Origin of the sequence: Teichococcus wenyumeiae (assembly GCF_003696345.1) — a bacterium.
Taxonomy (GTDB): Bacteria; Pseudomonadota; Alphaproteobacteria; order Acetobacterales; family Acetobacteraceae; genus Pseudoroseomonas; species Pseudoroseomonas wenyumeiae.
In genome coordinates this window covers 35,575-51,192 of record NZ_RFLX01000009.1, presented here as the reverse complement: position 1 = coordinate 51,192, position 15,618 = coordinate 35,575, and the positions used below count along the sequence as shown (strand labels likewise).

At 71.4% G+C, this 15,618-nt stretch carries 20 protein-coding genes; 12 read left to right on the top strand and 8 right to left on the bottom strand.

Annotated elements, in window-relative coordinates; all coding sequences use genetic code 11:
- Positions 1-101: 101 nt before the first annotated feature.
- The gene (locus EBE87_RS13590) at positions 102-698 is read right to left on the bottom strand and encodes a TetR/AcrR family transcriptional regulator (RefSeq protein WP_120640842.1); all 597 of its coding nucleotides are present in this window, start codon (positions 696-698) and stop codon (positions 102-104) included.
- 102 nt (positions 699-800) lie between these two features.
- On the opposite strand from EBE87_RS13590, the gene EBE87_RS13585 reads away from it, so the two are divergent.
- Positions 801-1,541, top strand: coding sequence for an SDR family oxidoreductase (locus tag EBE87_RS13585; RefSeq protein ID WP_120640843.1), 741 nt, complete (start codon positions 801-803; stop codon positions 1,539-1,541).
- A 3-nt stretch (positions 1,542-1,544) separates the two neighbouring features.
- Here EBE87_RS13585 and EBE87_RS13580 read toward each other — a convergent pair whose 3' ends face one another.
- Positions 1,545-2,198, bottom strand: coding sequence for a hypothetical protein (locus EBE87_RS13580; RefSeq protein ID WP_120640844.1), 654 nt, complete (start codon positions 2,196-2,198; stop codon positions 1,545-1,547).
- 35 nt (positions 2,199-2,233) lie between these two features.
- Here EBE87_RS13580 and EBE87_RS13575 point away from each other — a divergent pair, with 35 nt between their 5' ends.
- Positions 2,234-3,064 (top strand): aldo/keto reductase, encoded by an 831-nt coding sequence (locus tag EBE87_RS13575; RefSeq protein WP_120640845.1) that lies wholly within the window; start codon positions 2,234-2,236, stop codon positions 3,062-3,064.
- A 1-nt stretch (position 3,065) separates the two neighbouring features.
- On the opposite strand, the gene EBE87_RS13570 is transcribed toward EBE87_RS13575, so the two are convergent.
- Positions 3,066-3,470, bottom strand: a complete 405-nt coding sequence (locus EBE87_RS13570; RefSeq protein ID WP_120640846.1) for a hypothetical protein — start codon at positions 3,468-3,470, stop codon at positions 3,066-3,068.
- A gap of 195 nt (positions 3,471-3,665) precedes the next feature.
- Between EBE87_RS13570 and EBE87_RS13565 the strand changes: the two genes are divergently transcribed.
- From EBE87_RS13565 to EBE87_RS13530, 8 genes are all read left to right on the top strand, one after another.
- A complete protein-coding gene (locus EBE87_RS13565) occupies positions 3,666-4,415 on the top strand; it encodes a S1 family peptidase (protein WP_122140038.1) in 750 nt (249 codons plus the stop codon).
- Positions 4,416-4,550: 135 nt separating this feature from the next.
- Positions 4,551-4,988 (top strand): CBS domain-containing protein, encoded by a 438-nt coding sequence (locus EBE87_RS13560; RefSeq protein WP_233553565.1) that lies wholly within the window; start codon positions 4,551-4,553, stop codon positions 4,986-4,988.
- Between the two features lie 62 nt (positions 4,989-5,050).
- On the top strand, positions 5,051-6,034 hold the full coding sequence (gene dctP / locus EBE87_RS13555; protein WP_122140037.1) for a TRAP transporter substrate-binding protein DctP: 984 nt from the start codon (positions 5,051-5,053) through the stop codon (positions 6,032-6,034).
- Between the two features lie 50 nt (positions 6,035-6,084).
- Positions 6,085-6,594 carry a large conductance mechanosensitive channel protein MscL gene (gene mscL, locus EBE87_RS13550; RefSeq protein WP_120641101.1) on the top strand — a complete coding sequence of 170 codons (510 nt, stop codon included), beginning with the start codon at positions 6,085-6,087 and terminating at the stop codon, positions 6,592-6,594.
- A gap of 56 nt (positions 6,595-6,650) precedes the next feature.
- Positions 6,651-7,043 (top strand): metallopeptidase family protein, encoded by a 393-nt coding sequence (locus EBE87_RS13545; RefSeq protein ID WP_120641102.1) that lies wholly within the window; start codon positions 6,651-6,653, stop codon positions 7,041-7,043.
- Positions 7,040-7,693, top strand: coding sequence for a CDP-alcohol phosphatidyltransferase family protein (locus EBE87_RS13540; protein ID WP_120641103.1), 654 nt, complete (start codon positions 7,040-7,042; stop codon positions 7,691-7,693). The genes EBE87_RS13545 and EBE87_RS13540 overlap by 4 nt, the downstream gene beginning before the upstream one ends.
- Positions 7,690-8,673 (top strand): phosphatidate cytidylyltransferase, encoded by a 984-nt coding sequence (locus tag EBE87_RS13535; protein ID WP_120641104.1) that lies wholly within the window; start codon positions 7,690-7,692, stop codon positions 8,671-8,673. The genes EBE87_RS13540 and EBE87_RS13535 overlap by 4 nt, the downstream gene beginning before the upstream one ends.
- Before the next feature lie 11 nt (positions 8,674-8,684).
- The gene (locus EBE87_RS13530) at positions 8,685-9,407 is read left to right on the top strand and encodes a lysophospholipid acyltransferase family protein (RefSeq protein ID WP_122140036.1); all 723 of its coding nucleotides are present in this window, start codon (positions 8,685-8,687) and stop codon (positions 9,405-9,407) included.
- Here the strand turns inward: EBE87_RS13530 and EBE87_RS13525 are convergent.
- The 5 genes from EBE87_RS13525 to EBE87_RS13505 are packed head-to-tail and all read right to left on the bottom strand — an operon-like array spanning position 9,385 to position 12,238.
- A complete protein-coding gene (locus EBE87_RS13525; protein WP_233553413.1) occupies positions 9,385-10,002 on the bottom strand; it encodes a uracil-DNA glycosylase family protein in 618 nt (205 codons plus the stop codon). The two genes, EBE87_RS13530 and EBE87_RS13525, sit on opposite strands and share 23 nt — an antisense overlap.
- A 22-nt stretch (positions 10,003-10,024) precedes the next feature.
- Positions 10,025-10,507 (bottom strand): copper chaperone PCu(A)C, encoded by a 483-nt coding sequence (locus EBE87_RS13520; protein ID WP_233553412.1) that lies wholly within the window; start codon positions 10,505-10,507, stop codon positions 10,025-10,027.
- Between the two features lie 53 nt (positions 10,508-10,560).
- Positions 10,561-10,914 carry a hypothetical protein gene (locus tag EBE87_RS13515; protein ID WP_120640451.1) on the bottom strand — a complete coding sequence of 118 codons (354 nt, stop codon included), beginning with the start codon at positions 10,912-10,914 and terminating at the stop codon, positions 10,561-10,563.
- 45 nt (positions 10,915-10,959) lie between these two features.
- On the bottom strand, positions 10,960-11,529 hold the full coding sequence (gene thpR / locus EBE87_RS13510; RefSeq protein ID WP_120640450.1) for an RNA 2',3'-cyclic phosphodiesterase: 570 nt from the start codon (positions 11,527-11,529) through the stop codon (positions 10,960-10,962).
- Between the two features lie 4 nt (positions 11,530-11,533).
- The gene (locus tag EBE87_RS13505) at positions 11,534-12,238 is read right to left on the bottom strand and encodes an arylesterase (RefSeq protein WP_120640452.1); all 705 of its coding nucleotides are present in this window, start codon (positions 12,236-12,238) and stop codon (positions 11,534-11,536) included.
- Here EBE87_RS13505 and EBE87_RS13500 point away from each other — a divergent pair.
- Entirely contained in the window at positions 12,237-12,965 is a 729-nt protein-coding gene (locus EBE87_RS13500; protein WP_233553411.1) for an ABC transporter ATP-binding protein, read from the top strand. The genes EBE87_RS13505 and EBE87_RS13500 overlap by 2 nt on opposite strands.
- Positions 12,962-15,481, top strand: coding sequence for an ABC transporter permease (locus EBE87_RS13495; protein ID WP_120640448.1), 2,520 nt, complete (start codon positions 12,962-12,964; stop codon positions 15,479-15,481). Before EBE87_RS13500 ends, EBE87_RS13495 begins: the two co-directional genes overlap by 4 nt.
- The last annotated feature ends 137 nt before the right edge of the window (positions 15,482-15,618 follow it).

Sequence of the window (15,618 nt, the reverse complement as noted above, 5' to 3'; positions counted from 1 at the left end):
AAGAGCTCCTTTGTTGCGGATCCACCATGACCTTGGCCCTTGGTCATGTCGAGTAGGCCGACTGCCGGTGAATGGCGCGACGGCCGCCAGCGACAAGGCGTTCAGCCCGCCAGTGTATCCCAGGCTCGCAGGGCGTTGCGGGCGATCTGTTCCAACTCCTCCCGGCTGGCGCCGTCCCGCGCCTGCACGGACATGCCCTGCTGCACCCCCAGGTAGAAGCGGGCCATGGCGGGGATATCGGCGCCCGGCGGCAGGTCTCCGGCCTCGCGGCCCCGCTCCAGCCGCGCCTCAATGCGCCGCAAACCCTTCTCGCGCCCCTGGCGCAGCAGGGCGCGCAGCTCGGGCTGGCAGTCGCCGCCCAGGGACAGGGTGATCATGCAGCCGCCCGGCCGCTCCCCCGCCGGCAGCAGGGCGGCGGAGGCCATCAGCAGTCCTTCCACCCCGGCCCGCGCCGACTCGCCGGCTTCCAGCGGACCCCAGATCAGCGGGCCATAGGTTTCGGCATAGCGCGCGATGGCCTCGGCATAGAGCGCCTCCTTGCTGCCGAAGGCGGCGTAAAGGCTGGGGGAGGCGATGCCCATCGCCTGGCACAGCTCGGCCATGGAAGTGGCGGCATAGCCCTGGAGCCAGAAGAGCAGGGTCGCGGCATCCAGCGCGGCATCGCGGTCGAAGCCGCGGGGGCGTCCACGCGCGCTCATGACATCCCTCATTTCTGTGCTGATCGACATATAATTGGGTTGACAGGGCCAGGGCAAGCACGGCGGTATATATGTGTCGATCAACACAGAAAGTTCCGACCCATGAGTGACCTGACCGGCAAGCGTGCCCTGGTGACCGGCGCCAGCAGGGGCATCGGCGCCGCCATCGCCCTGGCGCTGGCCAAGGCCGGCGCCGATGTTGCCATCACCTATTCGGCCTCCCCCGACCGCGCGGCGGAGGTGGTGCGCGGCATCGAGGCGCTGGGCCGCCGCGGCACCGCCATCCAGGCCGACAGCGCCGACCCCGCCGCTATCCGCCGCTCGGTGGAGGAAGCGGTGGGCGCGCTGGGCGGGCTGGATATCCTGGTGAACAATGCCGGCATCGCGCGCGGCGGCCCGCTGGAGACGATGCGGCTGGAGGATATCGATGCCATCATCGACGTGAACATCCGCTCCGTGGTGCTGGCCTCGCAGGCCGCCATTCCGCATCTGGGGCAGGGCGGGCGCATCGTGAATATCGGCAGTTGCCTGGCGGAGCGTGTGGCCATGCCCGGCATCACCGTCTATTCCATGAGCAAGTCGGCGCTGATCTCGCTGACCAAGGGCCTGTCGCGGGAGCTGGGGCCGCGCGGCATCACGGTGAACATCGTCCATCCCGGCCCGACCGATACCGACATGAACCCCGCCGACGGGCCGCAGGCGGAGGGGCAGCGGCAACTGGTCTCCGTCGGCCATTACGGGCAGCCGGAGGATATCGCGGCGGCTGTGGTCTTCCTGGCCGGGCCGGGCGGCCGGCAGATCAACGGCGCCGGCATCACCGTCGATGGCGGGCTGAACGCCTGAAAACTATTGCGGGAAGAAGAACTGCTGCAGGCGCTGGAACAGGTCGCGCAGGTCGAAGCCTGAATCGGCCTCCGGCTCCGCCGGGCCCTGCGGCAGCCTGGCCCGCAGGGCGGCCAGCGCCTCCCCGGTATCGGCCAGCCGCAGCGCCTTCGGCTCCGCCTCGCTGCCGCCGCTGCCGAGGCCGGTCAGCCGCACCAGCACGCGCTCGGCCCGCGCCAGTTCGGCGGCGGCGCGGGCCAGATCCTCGGGCTTCGGGGTACAGACCACGGAGCGGCCCCGCAGCCGGCAGGGCATCTCCATCATCGGATGCGGCGGGAAGCGGATCTGCGCCACGCCGGTGAAGGCCAGCAGCCCGCGCCCGGCATTCTCCAGCCCCAGGTCGCGCGCCGTGACGGCGGGCACCAGCATGCCGTCCCGTGCCACGATCTCCAGCGCCATGGCGGACTGACCGGCGGTGGCAGGCTCCACCGGAGTCTCATGCGTCATGCGGCAGTGCTGCCGGTCGGTCATGCTGTCGGTGGTGCAGGTCAGCAGCCAGGGGCCGTAGGTATCGGCCGCCCGCGCCGGCTGCGGCAGGGCCAGCCCGGCCAGCAGCGGCGCCGCCAGCGGCAGCGTGCGGAGGAAAACCGAGGGAGTGGCGGTAGCGAGGAGGCCCATGCTCTCCAAGATAGGGTGCAGCAGAGGAGGATACCATGCACAGCATCACGCTGGCCGACGGCACCCCCATTCCCACCCTGGGCCAGGGCACCTGGCGCCTGGGCGAGCGCGGCGCCGACCGCAAGGCGGAGGCCACCACGCTGCGCCTTGGCCTGGACCTGGGGCTGACGCTGATCGACACGGCGGAGATGTATGGCGACGGCGGCTCGGAGGAGGTGGTGGCCGAGGCCATCGCGGGCCGGCGCGACGAGGTCTTCCTGGTCAGCAAGGCCTATCCGCAGAACGCCTCCCGCACCCGGCTGCCCGAGGCCTGCGAGCGCAGCCTGCGGCGGCTGAAGACCGATGTGCTGGACCTCTACCTGCTGCACTGGCGCGGCAATGTGCCGCTGCAGGAAACGGCGGAGGCGATGGAGGCGCTGAAGAAGCAGGGCAAGATCCGCCACTGGGGCGTCTCCAACCTCGATGTCGCGGACCTGCGGGAGCTTGGCCCCTACCTCAACACCTGCGCCGCCAACCAGGTGCTCTACAACCTGGAAGCGCGCGGCGTGGAATTCGACCTGCTGGCCTTCTGCCAGAACCAGATGATGCCGGTGATGGCCTATTCGCCGCTGGGGCAGGGCGGCGCGCTGCTGCGCCACCCGGTGCTGGCGCGCGTGGCTAGGCGCCAGGGCGCCACGCCGGCGCAGGTGGCCCTGGCCTGGACGCTGCGGAACCCGAACGTGGTCAGCATCCCCAAGGCGGCCGATGAGAAGCACCTGCGGGAGAACCTGGGCGCCCGCATGATGGTGCTGACGCCGGAGGACCTGCTGGAACTGGATTCCGCCTTCGCGCCCCCCAGCCGCAAGCAGTCGCTGGAAATGCTGTGACCTAGCGGATGCGCACCGGCTGCCGGCCGCCCTGGTCGCGGGAGATCTGGTCGTCCCGCGCCCCGGTCAGGTTGGCGGCGCAGGTGCCGTTCTGCAGCATGGCGCGGTAGCCCTCCGCCGTGCGGGGGCAGGAGGAGGCGAGGGAGTTCCGCGCCGGCCCGCGCGCGTCGAAAACATCGCGCACGAACTTGTCCACCTCGGTATTCGCCTGCGCCTTGTCCGCCGCTGCCTTGGGGGAGGCGGCGATGCAGGCGCGCCAGGCCGCCACGGCCTCATCGCATCCTGCATCCCCGGTGGAGCCCGGCGTGCCCTGGGCGGATGGCAGATTGCCCGGTGCCTGCGCCAGCGCCGGCATGGTGGCGAGGCAAAGGCCGGACAGGAACAGGAAGACGCGGAAAGACGGCACGGCGGCGATCCTCGGGTAGGGACGATGTCGCGGATCATAGGCATCGCCGGTGCCTTGGCCAGGGCACCCCCGCCGCCGTCATGGCGGCACCGGATTCACTATCTGCTCATGTTTGCCGCGCAGCATGAGGCCCGCACACGAAAAACTGAGCAATTGGAGGATTATAGCGGGTGTAACTCAACGACAGGTTGAGATATGAGCGTTTTGTTAACGATTTGGGCTGGAAAGACGGAGGACGAGAGCGGGATGGCGGGACGGCGGGCATTCCTGCGGGGGATGGGTGGCGTGGCGGCGGCGATGGGCCTGGGCGCCTGCGGCCGCATGCCCGTGCTGGACGCCAGTGGCACCCCGGTTGCCCAGGTCAGCGCCACCGGCTTCGCCTCCGTCTATGCCGATGGCATGACGCGTGGCGCCGCCGTGGCCTTCGACGACCGCCATGTGCTGACCTGCGCCCATGTGCTGCCGGCGGGCTGCGAGGTGGTGCTGCGCCGTGGCCTGGACGGTGCCGAGATCCGCGCCGAGGCCATCCGCCGCAGCCGCCGCATGGACCTGGCGGTGCTGCGGGTGCCGGCCGGCTTCCTGCAGGCGCCGCCCCGCGCCACCGATGCCCCGCGCAGCGGCGAAGCCGTCTGGGCCGCCGGCGCGCCCGGCCTCGGCAGCGCGGTGGCGCAGGGCGTGGTGGAGGCGCCGGATGCCGAGATGCCGGGCTTCGGCCGCGGCTTCACCGCCCGGATGCCGGCGCTGATGGGCTATTCCGGCGGCCCGGTGGTGGATGCCGAGGGCGCGCTGATGGGCCTGACCTCGGCCCTGCCGGGCGGCGGCGGCGCCGGGGTTCTCGCATTCCTCACCGGCGCGGACCTGGATGGGCTGGCACGGCGGGACCGCCAGGTCTTCGTTCTCTCCATCCAGCGCGCCAGCGCCGAGGCCCGGCAACTGCTCGCCTGAAGCCGGTGCGCACGAAGCCGCGCGCGCCGCGGTTTTCGCTGGACGTAAAGCGCCGCCCCTCGCCATCGTTCCCGCTGCCAAGAAAGAACATACGGCGGGCAAACCGCTCCGGGACAGCGCGCCGAAAGGGAGAGCATGATGGTCATCGCGAACATCCTGCGGGGCAAGGGCAGCGAGGTCATCGCCGTCCGCCCCGGTGACACCGCGGCTGAGATCGCGCAGACCCTGTCGCGGCACCGCATCGGTGCCGTGCTGGTGCGCGATGCGAATGATGAGGTGCTGGGCATCGTCAGCGAGCGCGACATCGTGCGCGCCATGGCGGCCTCGGCCGGCTCCGTGGCATCGCAGCCGGCCACGGCGCTGATGACGCAGGTGCTGCATACCGTCACCCCGCGCACCCTGGTCATCGAGGCCCTGGCGCTGGTGACCGACCGCCGCGTGCGCCACCTGCCGGTGTTGGAGGATGGCAAGCTCGTCGGCATGGTCTCCATTGGCGACCTGGTGAAGGCCCGCATCGCCGAGGCCGAGCTGGAGACAAACGAGTTGCGAAATTACGTCTCCTCCGCCGGCTGAGGTATCCTTTCGCTCCCCTGCTGCGTTGCGAAGAGGATGGATTTTGACGAGAGGGGCGCACAATGGCAGCCACTCGCCGCGGGATCGTGACGGCTGGCACCGCTATCTGGCTTGGCGCGGCACTTCCCGCCCGGGCACAGGCACGATGGCAGGCCGCGACGCCCTGGGTGGATGGGAATAGCCAGACGCGCAACCTGCGCCAGTTCATCGACGAGGCGCGCCTGGCCGGCGGAGAGGGGCTGGACATCCGCCTGCATGCCGCCGGCGCCCTGCTGACCAGCGGCGAGATGCTGCAGGGGCTGCAAACCGGCCAGGTGCAGCTCGGCGAGTTGCTGCTGGCGGTGGAGGCGGCGCTGGACCCGATGCTGGAGCTGGATTCGCTGCCCTTTGTGGCGCGCAGCCTGGAGGAGGCGCGGCGCCTGGCCGCCGTCACCCGGCCGCTGATCGAGCAGCGGCTGCGGCGGGAAGGGCTCACCCTGCTCTACATGGCGCCCTGGCCGCCGCCCGGGCTGTTCAGCGGCTTCGCGGTGAATGCCCTGGAGGATCTGCGCGGCACCCGCATGCGCACCATGACGCCCACCGCGGCACGGCTGGCCAATCTGGCCGGGGCCCTTTCGGCCAGCGTCGAGCCGGAGGAAGGGCCGCCTTCCTCCGCCGGGCCGCTGGCCACCACCATGTTCGCCTCGGCCTCCATCGGCGTGGATGTGCGGGCCTGGAGCTTCGCCCGCTTCTACATGCCGCTCGACATCGCCTTTCCTAAGGACGCCGTTTGCGCGCAAAGCCGCGCCTGGGAGGCGCTGCCGGCGCAGCACCGCGCGGCGATGCTGCAGGCGGCCGCCGCGGCCGAGGAGCGCGCCTGGGCCCTGGCCAGCAGCGAGCGGCCGGCGGCGCAGGCCGTGCTGGCCAGCCATGGCATCACGCTGCACGCCCCATCCCCAAGGTTGCTGGCCGAGCTGGAGCAGCTTGGCCAGACCATGCTGGCCGAATGGCGCGCCCGCGCCGGTGAGGCCGGCGCCCGCGTTCTGGGCGAACTCCGCCCCGGCTGACCAGTGGCATCGCTTCGCCGCCCGGCCGCACGAGGAACGGAAGGATCCCAATGAAGAAACCGAATATTCCCCTGCACGAACCCGCGTGGCTGCGCGAGTTCAAGGCCTTCATCATGCGCGGCAATGTTGTCGACCTCGCGGTCGGCATCGTGATCGGCGCGGCCTTCACCGGCATCGTCAACTCGCTGGTGCAGGACCTGATCAACCCGCTGATCGGCCTGCTGATCGGCGGTGTCGATTTCTCCAATGTCTTCTTCGTGCTGAGCGGGGAGCGGGGGCCTTCGCTGGAAGCGACGCGGCAATCCGGCGCGGCGGTGCTGGCGGTCGGCGTCTTCATCAATGCCATCATCAAGTTCCTGATCGTGGCATTGGCGATCTTCTGGCTGCTGCATCTGCTGAAGAGGCTGCATCTGCGGCACGAGAACAAGGCACCTTCCGGCCCCAGCGCCGAGGAGAAGCTGCTGATGGATATCCGCGACGAGCTGAAGGCGCTGCGCCAGGGCGATACCGCCCCGCTGCCGGTGCGCGCTGCCCCCGCCGGCGAGGGGGACGACGGCTGAATCCGGCCTCTGGCGGGGGGGCTAGCGCGCCCTTGCCGCCCTGCTAGGCTGCAGCCATGCGATTCCACCGCCCCCCCTCGGCCGAAGACCTGCTGGAGATGGCCGAAGCGGCCTTCGCCGCCATCCCGGACGCCTTGCGGGAAGCGGTGCGCGGCACCGCCCTGCTGGTGGAGGACCTGCCGGACGAGGAGACCCTCCAGGCCCTGGGCCTGGAGCATCCCTGGGAACTCACCGGCCTGTACCGCGGCACGCCGCTGACGCAGAAATCCGTGCTGGACGTGCCGGCGGAGCCGGACACCATCCTGCTCTACCGCGAGCCGATCCTGGTGGAATGGATCGAGACGGGGGAGGACCTCTACCGCCTCGTCCGCAATGTGCTGATCCATGAGATCGGCCACCATTTCGGCTTTTCCGACGACGACATCGCCCGGCTGGAAGGCGAGGGATGACCAAACCTGAAGCGGGCGACCGCCGCCCGATCGCGGCGCGGGACCTGGCGCTGACCGGAAGGGTCGCCGCCTGGCTGATCCGTTGCCGTGCCTCGCCGGACGGCATTTCGCTGGCAGGGATGCTGGCGGGGCTGCTGGCCGGCCTGTGCTTCGCCGCCACCTGGTGGTGGCCGGATGGTGCGCGCATCTTCTGGCTGCTGGGCGCGGCGCTGGTGCAGCTGCGGCTGCTGGCCAATCTCTTCGACGGCATGGTGGCCATCGGGCGCAACATCGCCTCTCCCTTAGGCGAATTGTTCAACGAGGTGCCGGACCGCGTCTCCGACACCGCCATCCTGCTCGGCCTCGGCTTCGCCGCCGGGGGCAACTGGGGGCTGGGGCTGGCGGCGGCACTGGCGGCCATGGCCACGGCCTATATCCGCACGGTGGGCAAGGCGGCCGGGGCGCCGAGCGACTTTTCCGGCCCCATGGCCAAGCAGCAGCGCATGGCGCTGGCCACCGCGCTGGGCCTCTGGTGCGGCGTGGTGCCGGTCTCCTGGCGCATGCTGGCGGGCTGGCCGCTGGCGGGCTGGGTGCTGGTGGCCATCACGCTGCTGGCGACTTTCACCGCCTGGCGGCGGTTGTCCCATGTGGCGAAGGCCCTGAAACGATGAGCACCGCCTTCGCGCATCCCGTCACCCAGGGCATTGTGCTGGCCACCGGGGCGGTGCTGCTGCTGGCGGCGCTGGCCATCGGCGCCATGACGCTGCTGGGGCGCGGCACGCCGGCCTTCCGGCGGGAGCTGTGGCTGCGCTACGGCTCCTGGCTGGTGCTGCTGCCGCTGATGTTCGGCCCTGTGCTGCTGGGCCGCGTCTGGACCATCGGCGCGGTGACGCTGCTGGGGCTGCTCTGCCTCGGTGAATTCGCCCGCGCCACCGGCCTGTTCCGGGAATACCTGACCACCGCCGTGGTGGCGCTGGGCATTGTCGCGGTCGGCTTCGCGGCGCTGGACAACTGGTACCGGTTGTTTGTCGCGCTCTGGCCGCTGACCACGGTGGTGATCCTGGTGGCCACCATCCCGCTGGACCGGCCGGCTGGCTACATCCAGCGCAATGCCCTGGCGATCTTCGCCTTCATGCTGCTGGGCGTGGGGCTGGGGCACCTGGGCTACATGGCCAATGACCCCGGCTACCGGCCCCTGGTGCTGATGCTGCTGGCGGCGGTGGCGCTGAACGACGTGGCGGCCTTCACCTTCGGCAAGCTGCTGGGCGCCCGGCTCTTCGGCGGCCGCAAGCTGGTACCCAACACCAGCCCCAACAAGACCGTGGCGGGGGCGCTGGGCGCGCTCTGCACCACCACGGCGCTGGTGGCCTACCTCGGCTCGCTGATCTTCGCCGGCACGCCCATGGCGCATCCGGCGCTGCTGCTGTTCCTGGGCGTGCTGGTCAGCGTGGCGGGGCAGTGCGGGGACCTGATGCTCTCCTCCATCAAGCGCGACATCGGCATCAAGGACATGGGGGCAGCGCTGCCGGGCCATGGCGGCATCATGGACCGCTTCAACAGCCTGCTGCTGGTGGCCCCCGCCGTCTTCCACCTGATCAACTACGTGGTGGGCATTGGCGAGGGGCAGCCCACGCGCCTCATCACCGGCTGAGGCGGCGCGGCATGGAATGGCAATTCCGCCCGGCCCGTGACACCGAGATGTCCCCCGTCGCCCGCCTGCGCAGCCATGCGCGGGAGGTCGGCCTGTCCGGGCTGGTGATGCAGGGGGCCTGGCGGCGCGGGGTGCGGGCCTATCTGCGCCTCTTCCACCGGCTGGAGGTAGTGGGGCGGGAGAACCTGCCCGCCACGCCGCCTTATGTGCTGATCGCCAACCACAGCAGCCACCTGGATGCGCTGAGTCTTGCCGCCATGCTGCGCGGCCCGGCCTCCCGCCGCGCCTTCGCGCTGGCGGCGGGGGATACCTTCTTCACCTCGGTCGGTTCCTCGGCCTTCGCGGCCTGGGCGGTGAACGCGCTGCCGGTCTGGCGCCGCCGCACCAGCGCCAAGGACCTGAACGGGCTGCGGCAAAGGCTGGCCGAGGACGAACTGGTCTTCATCCTCTTCCCTGAGGGCACGCGCAGCCGCAGCGGCGCCATGGGGCGCTTCCTGCCTGGCATCGGCGCGCTGGTGGCGGGGGGCGCGGTGCCGGTGGTGCCCTGCTACCTGGAAGGCGCCCATGCCGCCTGGCCCGCCGGCCGCCGCTGGCCGCGCCCGGGCCCGCTGCGGCTGCGGATCGGCCCGCCGCTGGATTTCTCCGCCACCAGCGATGACAAGGCCGGCTGGATGGAGGTCGCCCGCCGCTGCGAGGACGCGGTGCGCGCCCTCAGCCCGCCAGCGCCACCCTGACGGCATCCCGCAGCGCGGGCAGCACCTCGGCTTCGAACCAGGGCCGCTGCGCCGCCCAACTGCGGGTGCGCCAGGAAGGATGCGGCAGGGGAAACAACCCGCGCGACAGCGGTTCCGCGAAGCCCTGCACCGTCTGCCCCAGCGCGGCGGCGGCCGGGCGGCCCAGCACGGAGCGGATGGCATAGGTGCCGACCAGCAGCCGCAGCCGGATCTCCCGCATCGGGTTGATCAGCCGTGGGTGCCAGAGCGGCGCGCATTCCGGCCGGGGCGGCGCATCGCCGCCGCGCGGCATCCGCCCGGGGTAGCAGAGCCCCGCCGGCACGATGGCGATGCGGCTGGTGTCATAAAAATCCTCTCGCCCCAGTTCGAGCCAGGAGCGGAGGCGGTCCCCCGAAGGGTCGTTCCAGGGAATGCCGCTGGCATGCACCTTGGTGCCCGGCGCCTGGCCGATGATCAGCAGCCGGGCGGTGGGACTGACGCGAAAGACGGGGCGGGGGCCGAGCGGCAGGGCCGGGCCGCAGCGCGTGCAGGCGCGGGCGGCGGCGGCCGCTTCCTCCAGGGTTTCGGGGGGCATGGCGGGCAGATAGGCCGCCATGCCCCCCGTCTCAAGCGCGGCCTTAGCCGCCGTGCTGGTGCTGGTGCTCGTCGCCGCCGCGCGCCCCGGCGGCTTCCACCGCCAGTTCCACCGCGACCTCGCCGGCCTTCTCGAAGACCAGCGTCAGCGGCACGCGCGCGCCCTTCACCAGCGGCTGCTTCAGGCCGATCAGCATGATGTGCAGGCCGCCGGGGGCCAGCTGCACCTCGGCGCCGGGGGCGACCTCGATGGCCTCCACCGGGCGCATGCGCATCACGCCGCCTTCCATGCCGCTGCTGTGGATCTCTACGGCGCGGGCGATCTCGGCGCGGGCGCCCACCAGCCGGTCGGCGGTGCTGCCCTTGTTGGTCAGGGTCAGGTAGCCGGCGCCGGTGACGCCAGCGGGGGCGGCGCGGCTCCAGGGATGGCCGATATCGATCTCGCCGGCCTTGTAGCTATGGGCCATGGCGGCGGCGGGCAGGCTCAGCGCGCCCAGGGCGGCGAGCAGGAAACGTCGGTTGAGCACGGATGTGGCTCCAGATCTCAGGACACGGAACAGGCTTGAACGGAATGAGGCGTTCAGGCCTGCGGCGGTGCCCTGGCGGCATAAGGCTGCGCCTGCCGCCCCCGCACCGGGAAGCGGTCTTCCGGCCATGCCAGGGCCAGGGCCACCGGCACCGAGCCGGGTGCCGAAAGCTGCGGCCCCTGCGGCGCCGGCCCCTGCGGCAGGGCATGGCAGACAACGCAGCCATCCTGGCCATGATGCGGTGCCGGAGCGTCGCCGTCATGCCCGAGGCTGGCGGTGCCGCCGCCGCAGAGCGGCACGGACAGCACCTGCGCCAGCCGCTCCAGGCAATGCGCCGGCGCCGCCACGCCCTGCACGATCAGCAGGGCGACGATCAGGCGCAGCAGGAAGGGGCGCAGGCGGGTCATCGGTACGGCCCTGATGCGGGATCGGCGCGCCGCCCGCAAGCGGCCTTATTCTTCCGAGGCCCCGGCCGATTGCGTGGCGCCTTCCAACCGGTAGTCCACCTCGGCCACGTAATGCGCCTGCTCCTTCCCCAGCCGGGAGGAATACAAGCAGAAATGGCTGATCGGCTGCGGCGGGGCGCGGAACAGGTTATGCGCCTGCACGAAGGAGATCAGCTTGTCCGGCGCCGCCTTGTCGGTGCGCGCCAGCGTCACGTGCGGGGCGAATCTCTTGCGCTCCGGCGGCAGGCCGGCACGCTGCAGCGCCGTTTCCACCTTGCTCTGCAGATGCAGCAGCCGCTCGCAGCGCTCCACCCCGGCGTAGAGGGAATGGATGCGCCCGGCCTTCTCGAAGACATCCACGCCGCGCAGCGTCAGGTCGAAGGGCCGGGCGCGGATGGTGGCCAGCGCCTCGTCCAGCTCATCGGCCAGCACATTCTCCACCTCGCCGATGAAGCGGAGCGTCAGGTGGTAGTTTTCCGGCGGCACCCAGCGGGCGCCGGGAATGCCGCCGGCGAGGTCGGCGAGCTGGTCCCGCAGCCCATCGTCGATGGGCAGGGCCACGAAGAGTCGCACCATGGCATCAGGCTCCCCGGTTGGTGTTGCTCTGGGCCTTGGCGAGCAATTCCCGCACCGCCGGCATCATGCGGCGGATCATCTCCGCAACGCCCTGAGGGTTGGGGTGGATGCGGTCGGGCTGGTTCAGGGCCGGGTCGCCGGCCACGCCATCCAGCAGGAAGGGGTAGAACACCGCCTCGGGATGCGCCTTCGCCAGGTTGCTGAAGGTCGCGGCGAAGTCCCGCCCGTAGTCGGCGCCCAGGTTGGGCGGCGCCAGCATGCCCGCCAGCAGCACCGGCAGCCCCCTGGCCTTCAGGCGGGACAGGATGTCTTCCAGGTTGGCCTGGCTTTCGGCCGGCGGCAGGCCGCGCAGCCCGTCATTGCCGCCCAGCGCCACGATCACCGCGTCCGGCTTGTCCGCCAGGGCCCAGTCCAGGCGCGACTTGCCGCCCGCCGTGGTGTCGCCGGAGACGCCGGCGGCGATGACGCGCACCTCCTGCCCGGCGGCCTTCAGGGCGGCTTCCAGCTTCACCGGCCAGGCTTCCGCCTCGGGCAGGCCATAGCCGGCGGTGATCGAATCGCCCAGGATCATCAGCTTCAGCGGGCCTTTCGGCTGCGCCCGCGGTGCCTTCACGCCTGCGACAAGAAACAGTCCGATACCAAGCACGGCCTTTCGCGCTGCGGCACGCCGGCCCACCTTGTGGTTCATGCCCGACGCCACGAACCCCATGCGAACCTCCTCCATTCCGCAACCTGAGGCCGCCGCGCCGCTGATCCGGGCGCGGGACCTGTCGCTCAAGGTGGTCGCCGCCGGGGGGGAGGTCAACATCCTGCGGGGCATCGACCTGGATGTCGGGCGAGGGGAGGCGGTGGGCATCGTCGGTCCTTCCGGCTCCGGCAAGACCTCGCTGCTGATGCTGCTGGCGGGCCTGGAACGGCCGACAGGCGGCACGCTGGCCGTCGCCGGGCAGGAACTGCCGAAGCTGGACGAGGATTCGCTGGCCCGCTTCCGGCGCGACAACCTCGGCATCGTCTTCCAGGCCTTCCACCTGATCCCCACCATGACGGCGCTGGAGAATGTGGCGGTGCCGCTGGAATTCGCCGGCGCCCCCGATGCCTTCGCCCGCGCGGGCAAGGCCCTGGCCCGCGTCGGCCTCGGCCACCGGCTGGACCATTACCCCGGCCAGCTTTCGGGCGGCGAGCAGCAGCGCGTGGCGCTCGCCCGCGCCGTGGTGGCCGAGCCCGCCCTGCTGCTGGCCGATGAACCCACCGGCAACCTGGACCGCGCCACCGGCCTGATGGTGATGGACCTGCTCTTCGAGATCCGCGCCCAGCTCGGCACCACGCTGCTGCTCATCACCCACGACCAGGGGCTGGCCGACCGTTGCGAGCGGCAGATCAGCATGGGCGACGGCCTTGTCACCGGCGACAGCCACGCCCGGGCCGCCGCGGCATGAGCAACCTGGCGCTGGGCCTGCGCTTCGCGCGGCGGGAATTGCGCGGCGGCATCAAGGGCCTGCGCATCGTGCTGGCCTGCCTGGCGCTGGGTGTCGCGGCCATTGCCGCCGTGGGGGTGCTGCGCGCCGCCACCGAAGCCGGGCTGGCCGAGGACGGCGCCCGCATCCTGGGCGGCGACCTCTCCATCCGCGTCTCCTACCGCCCGCTGCCGCAGGATGCGCGGGACTGGATCACCTCGCGCGGCGGCCGGCTGTCCGAGACGATCGAAATGCGCGCCATGGCCATCGCGCCCAATGGCCAGCGCACCCTGGTGGAGCTGAAGGCGGCCGATGCCGCCTATCCGCTCTATGGCGCGCTGGAACTGGACCCGCCCCATGCCGCCCTGACGCCCGAGGCCCCCGGCGCCCCCGCCGGCGTGGCGCTGGAGCCGCTGGTGGCCGACCGCCTGGGCCTGAAGCCCGGCGACCGGCTGCGGCTGGGCGAGGAAAGTTTTGTGCTCGCCGCCCTGATCCGCACGGAGCCGGACAAGGTGGCCTCGCCCGCCCTGCTGGGTCCGCGCGCGCTGATCCCGCTGGCGGCGCTGGAGGGCACCAAGCTCGTGCAGCCCGGCAGCCTGGTGCAATACGAGTACCGCGTGGCGCTGGGCCCCAATGTCTCTCCCCAGGCCTTCGCCAAGGACTTCCAGGCGGCGCATGACGATGGCGGCTGGCGCATCCGCGATGCCTCCCAGGCCGCGCCAGGGGTCAACCGGGTGCTGGACCGCGTCGCCTCCTTCCTGACCCTGGCGGGGCTCACGGCGCTGCTGGTGGGCGGCATCGGCGTCGCCACCGGCGTGCGGAGCTGGCTGGACCAGCGGGCACGCACCATCGCCACCCTGCGCTGCCTGGGCGCGCCGCCGGGCGCGGTCTTCGCCACCTACATGATCCAGGTGCTGGCGCTCTCCGTGCTGGGCATCGTCATCGGATTGGCGGCGGGGCAGGGGCTGGCGGTGCTGGCGGGCAAGCTGCTGGAAACGGCGCTGCCGGTGCCGCCGCGCATCGCGCTCTACCCATGGCCGCTGGTGCAGGCGGCGCTCTACGGCATCCTGACGGCGCTCTCCTTCTCCCTCTGGCCGCTGGGCCGGGCGCGGGAGATTCCCGGCGCCGCGCTGTTCCGCGACACCCTGGCGCCCCGTGCCGCGCGGCCGCGCGCCTCGCTGCTGCTGGCCAATGGGCTGGCGGTGCTGGCGCTGGTCGGGCTGGTGGTGGGCACGGCGGCGCAGCCGGGCTTTGCCCTGGCCTTCTGCGCCGCCGCCGGGGCCACGCTGCTGCTCTTCCGCCTCGGCGCCAGCCTGCTGATGCTGCTGGCCAAGCGGATTCGCGCCGGGCAGCGCCCGACGCTGCGACTGGGCCTGGCCAATCTGCACCGCCCCGGCGCGCCCACCGCGCTGCTGCTGGTGGCGCTGGGCATCGGCCTGACCACGCTCTCGGCCCTCGCGCTGATCGAAGGCAACCTGCGCCGGCAGATCGAGGGGCAGATCCCGGCCCAGGCGCCCAACTTCTTCTTCATCGACATCCAGTCCGACCAGACGCAGCGCTTCGACCAGCTCACCGCCGGCCTGCAGGGGGTGCAGGAGGTGAAGCGCGTGCCATCCCTCCGCGCCCGCATCGTGTCCGTGAAGGGCGTGCCGGCGGACCAGGTGCAGGCCACCGAGGATACCCGCTGGGCGCTGAGCGGCGATCGTGGCCTGACCTATGCCGCCACGCCGCCCGAGGGCACCCGCATCACCGAGGGGCGGTGGTGGGCACCGGACTACAAGGGCGCGCCGCTGGTTTCGCTGGATGCCAATCTGGCGCGCGGCTGGAACGTGGCGCTGGGCGACGAGATCGTGGTGAACGTGCTGGGCCGCGACGTGCCGCTGAAGGTGGCCAGCCTGCGGCAGATCGAATGGCAGGGACTGGGGCTGAACTTCACCCTCATCGCCTCGCCCGGGCTGCTGGAGGCGGCGCCGCACACGCATATCGCCACCCTGCGCGGCGATGCCGCCCAGGATGCCGCCGTGCTGCGCGCGGTGACGGATGCCTTCCCCAATGTCTCCGGCATCCGGGTGCGGGACGCGCTGGATGCGGTGGGGACGATCATGCAGAAGCTCGGCACCGCCATCTCGGCGGTGGCGGCGGTGACGCTGCTGGCTGGCGGGCTGGTGCTGGCCGGCGCCATGGCGGCCGGGCAGCGGCGGCGGGTGCGGGATGCCGTGGTGCTGAAGGTGATCGGCGCCACCCGCGCCCAGGTGCGCCGCGCCTGGATGGTGGAATTCGGCCTGCTGGGCTTCACCGCCGGTGTGCTGGCGGCTGCCATCGGCACCGCCGCCAGCTGGGGCGTGGCGCGCTACGTCATGAAGACCGACTGGGTCTTCCTGCCGGTCACGCTCGCTGTCACGGTGTTGGGTTGCACGCTGCTGACCCTCGTGCTGGGCTATGCTGGCACCGCCCTGGCGCTGCGCGCGCGCCCGGCGCCGCTGCTGCGCAATGAATGACGCGGTGGCCCGTGTTATGCCTGAAAGATGAAGGTGCCCGCCCTTGCCAGGGTTGCCGGAGTATGACGGCACTGAAAGAAGCGTATGGACGACCGAATCCGATTGAACAACATTACCGATAGTCCATATACCTGATC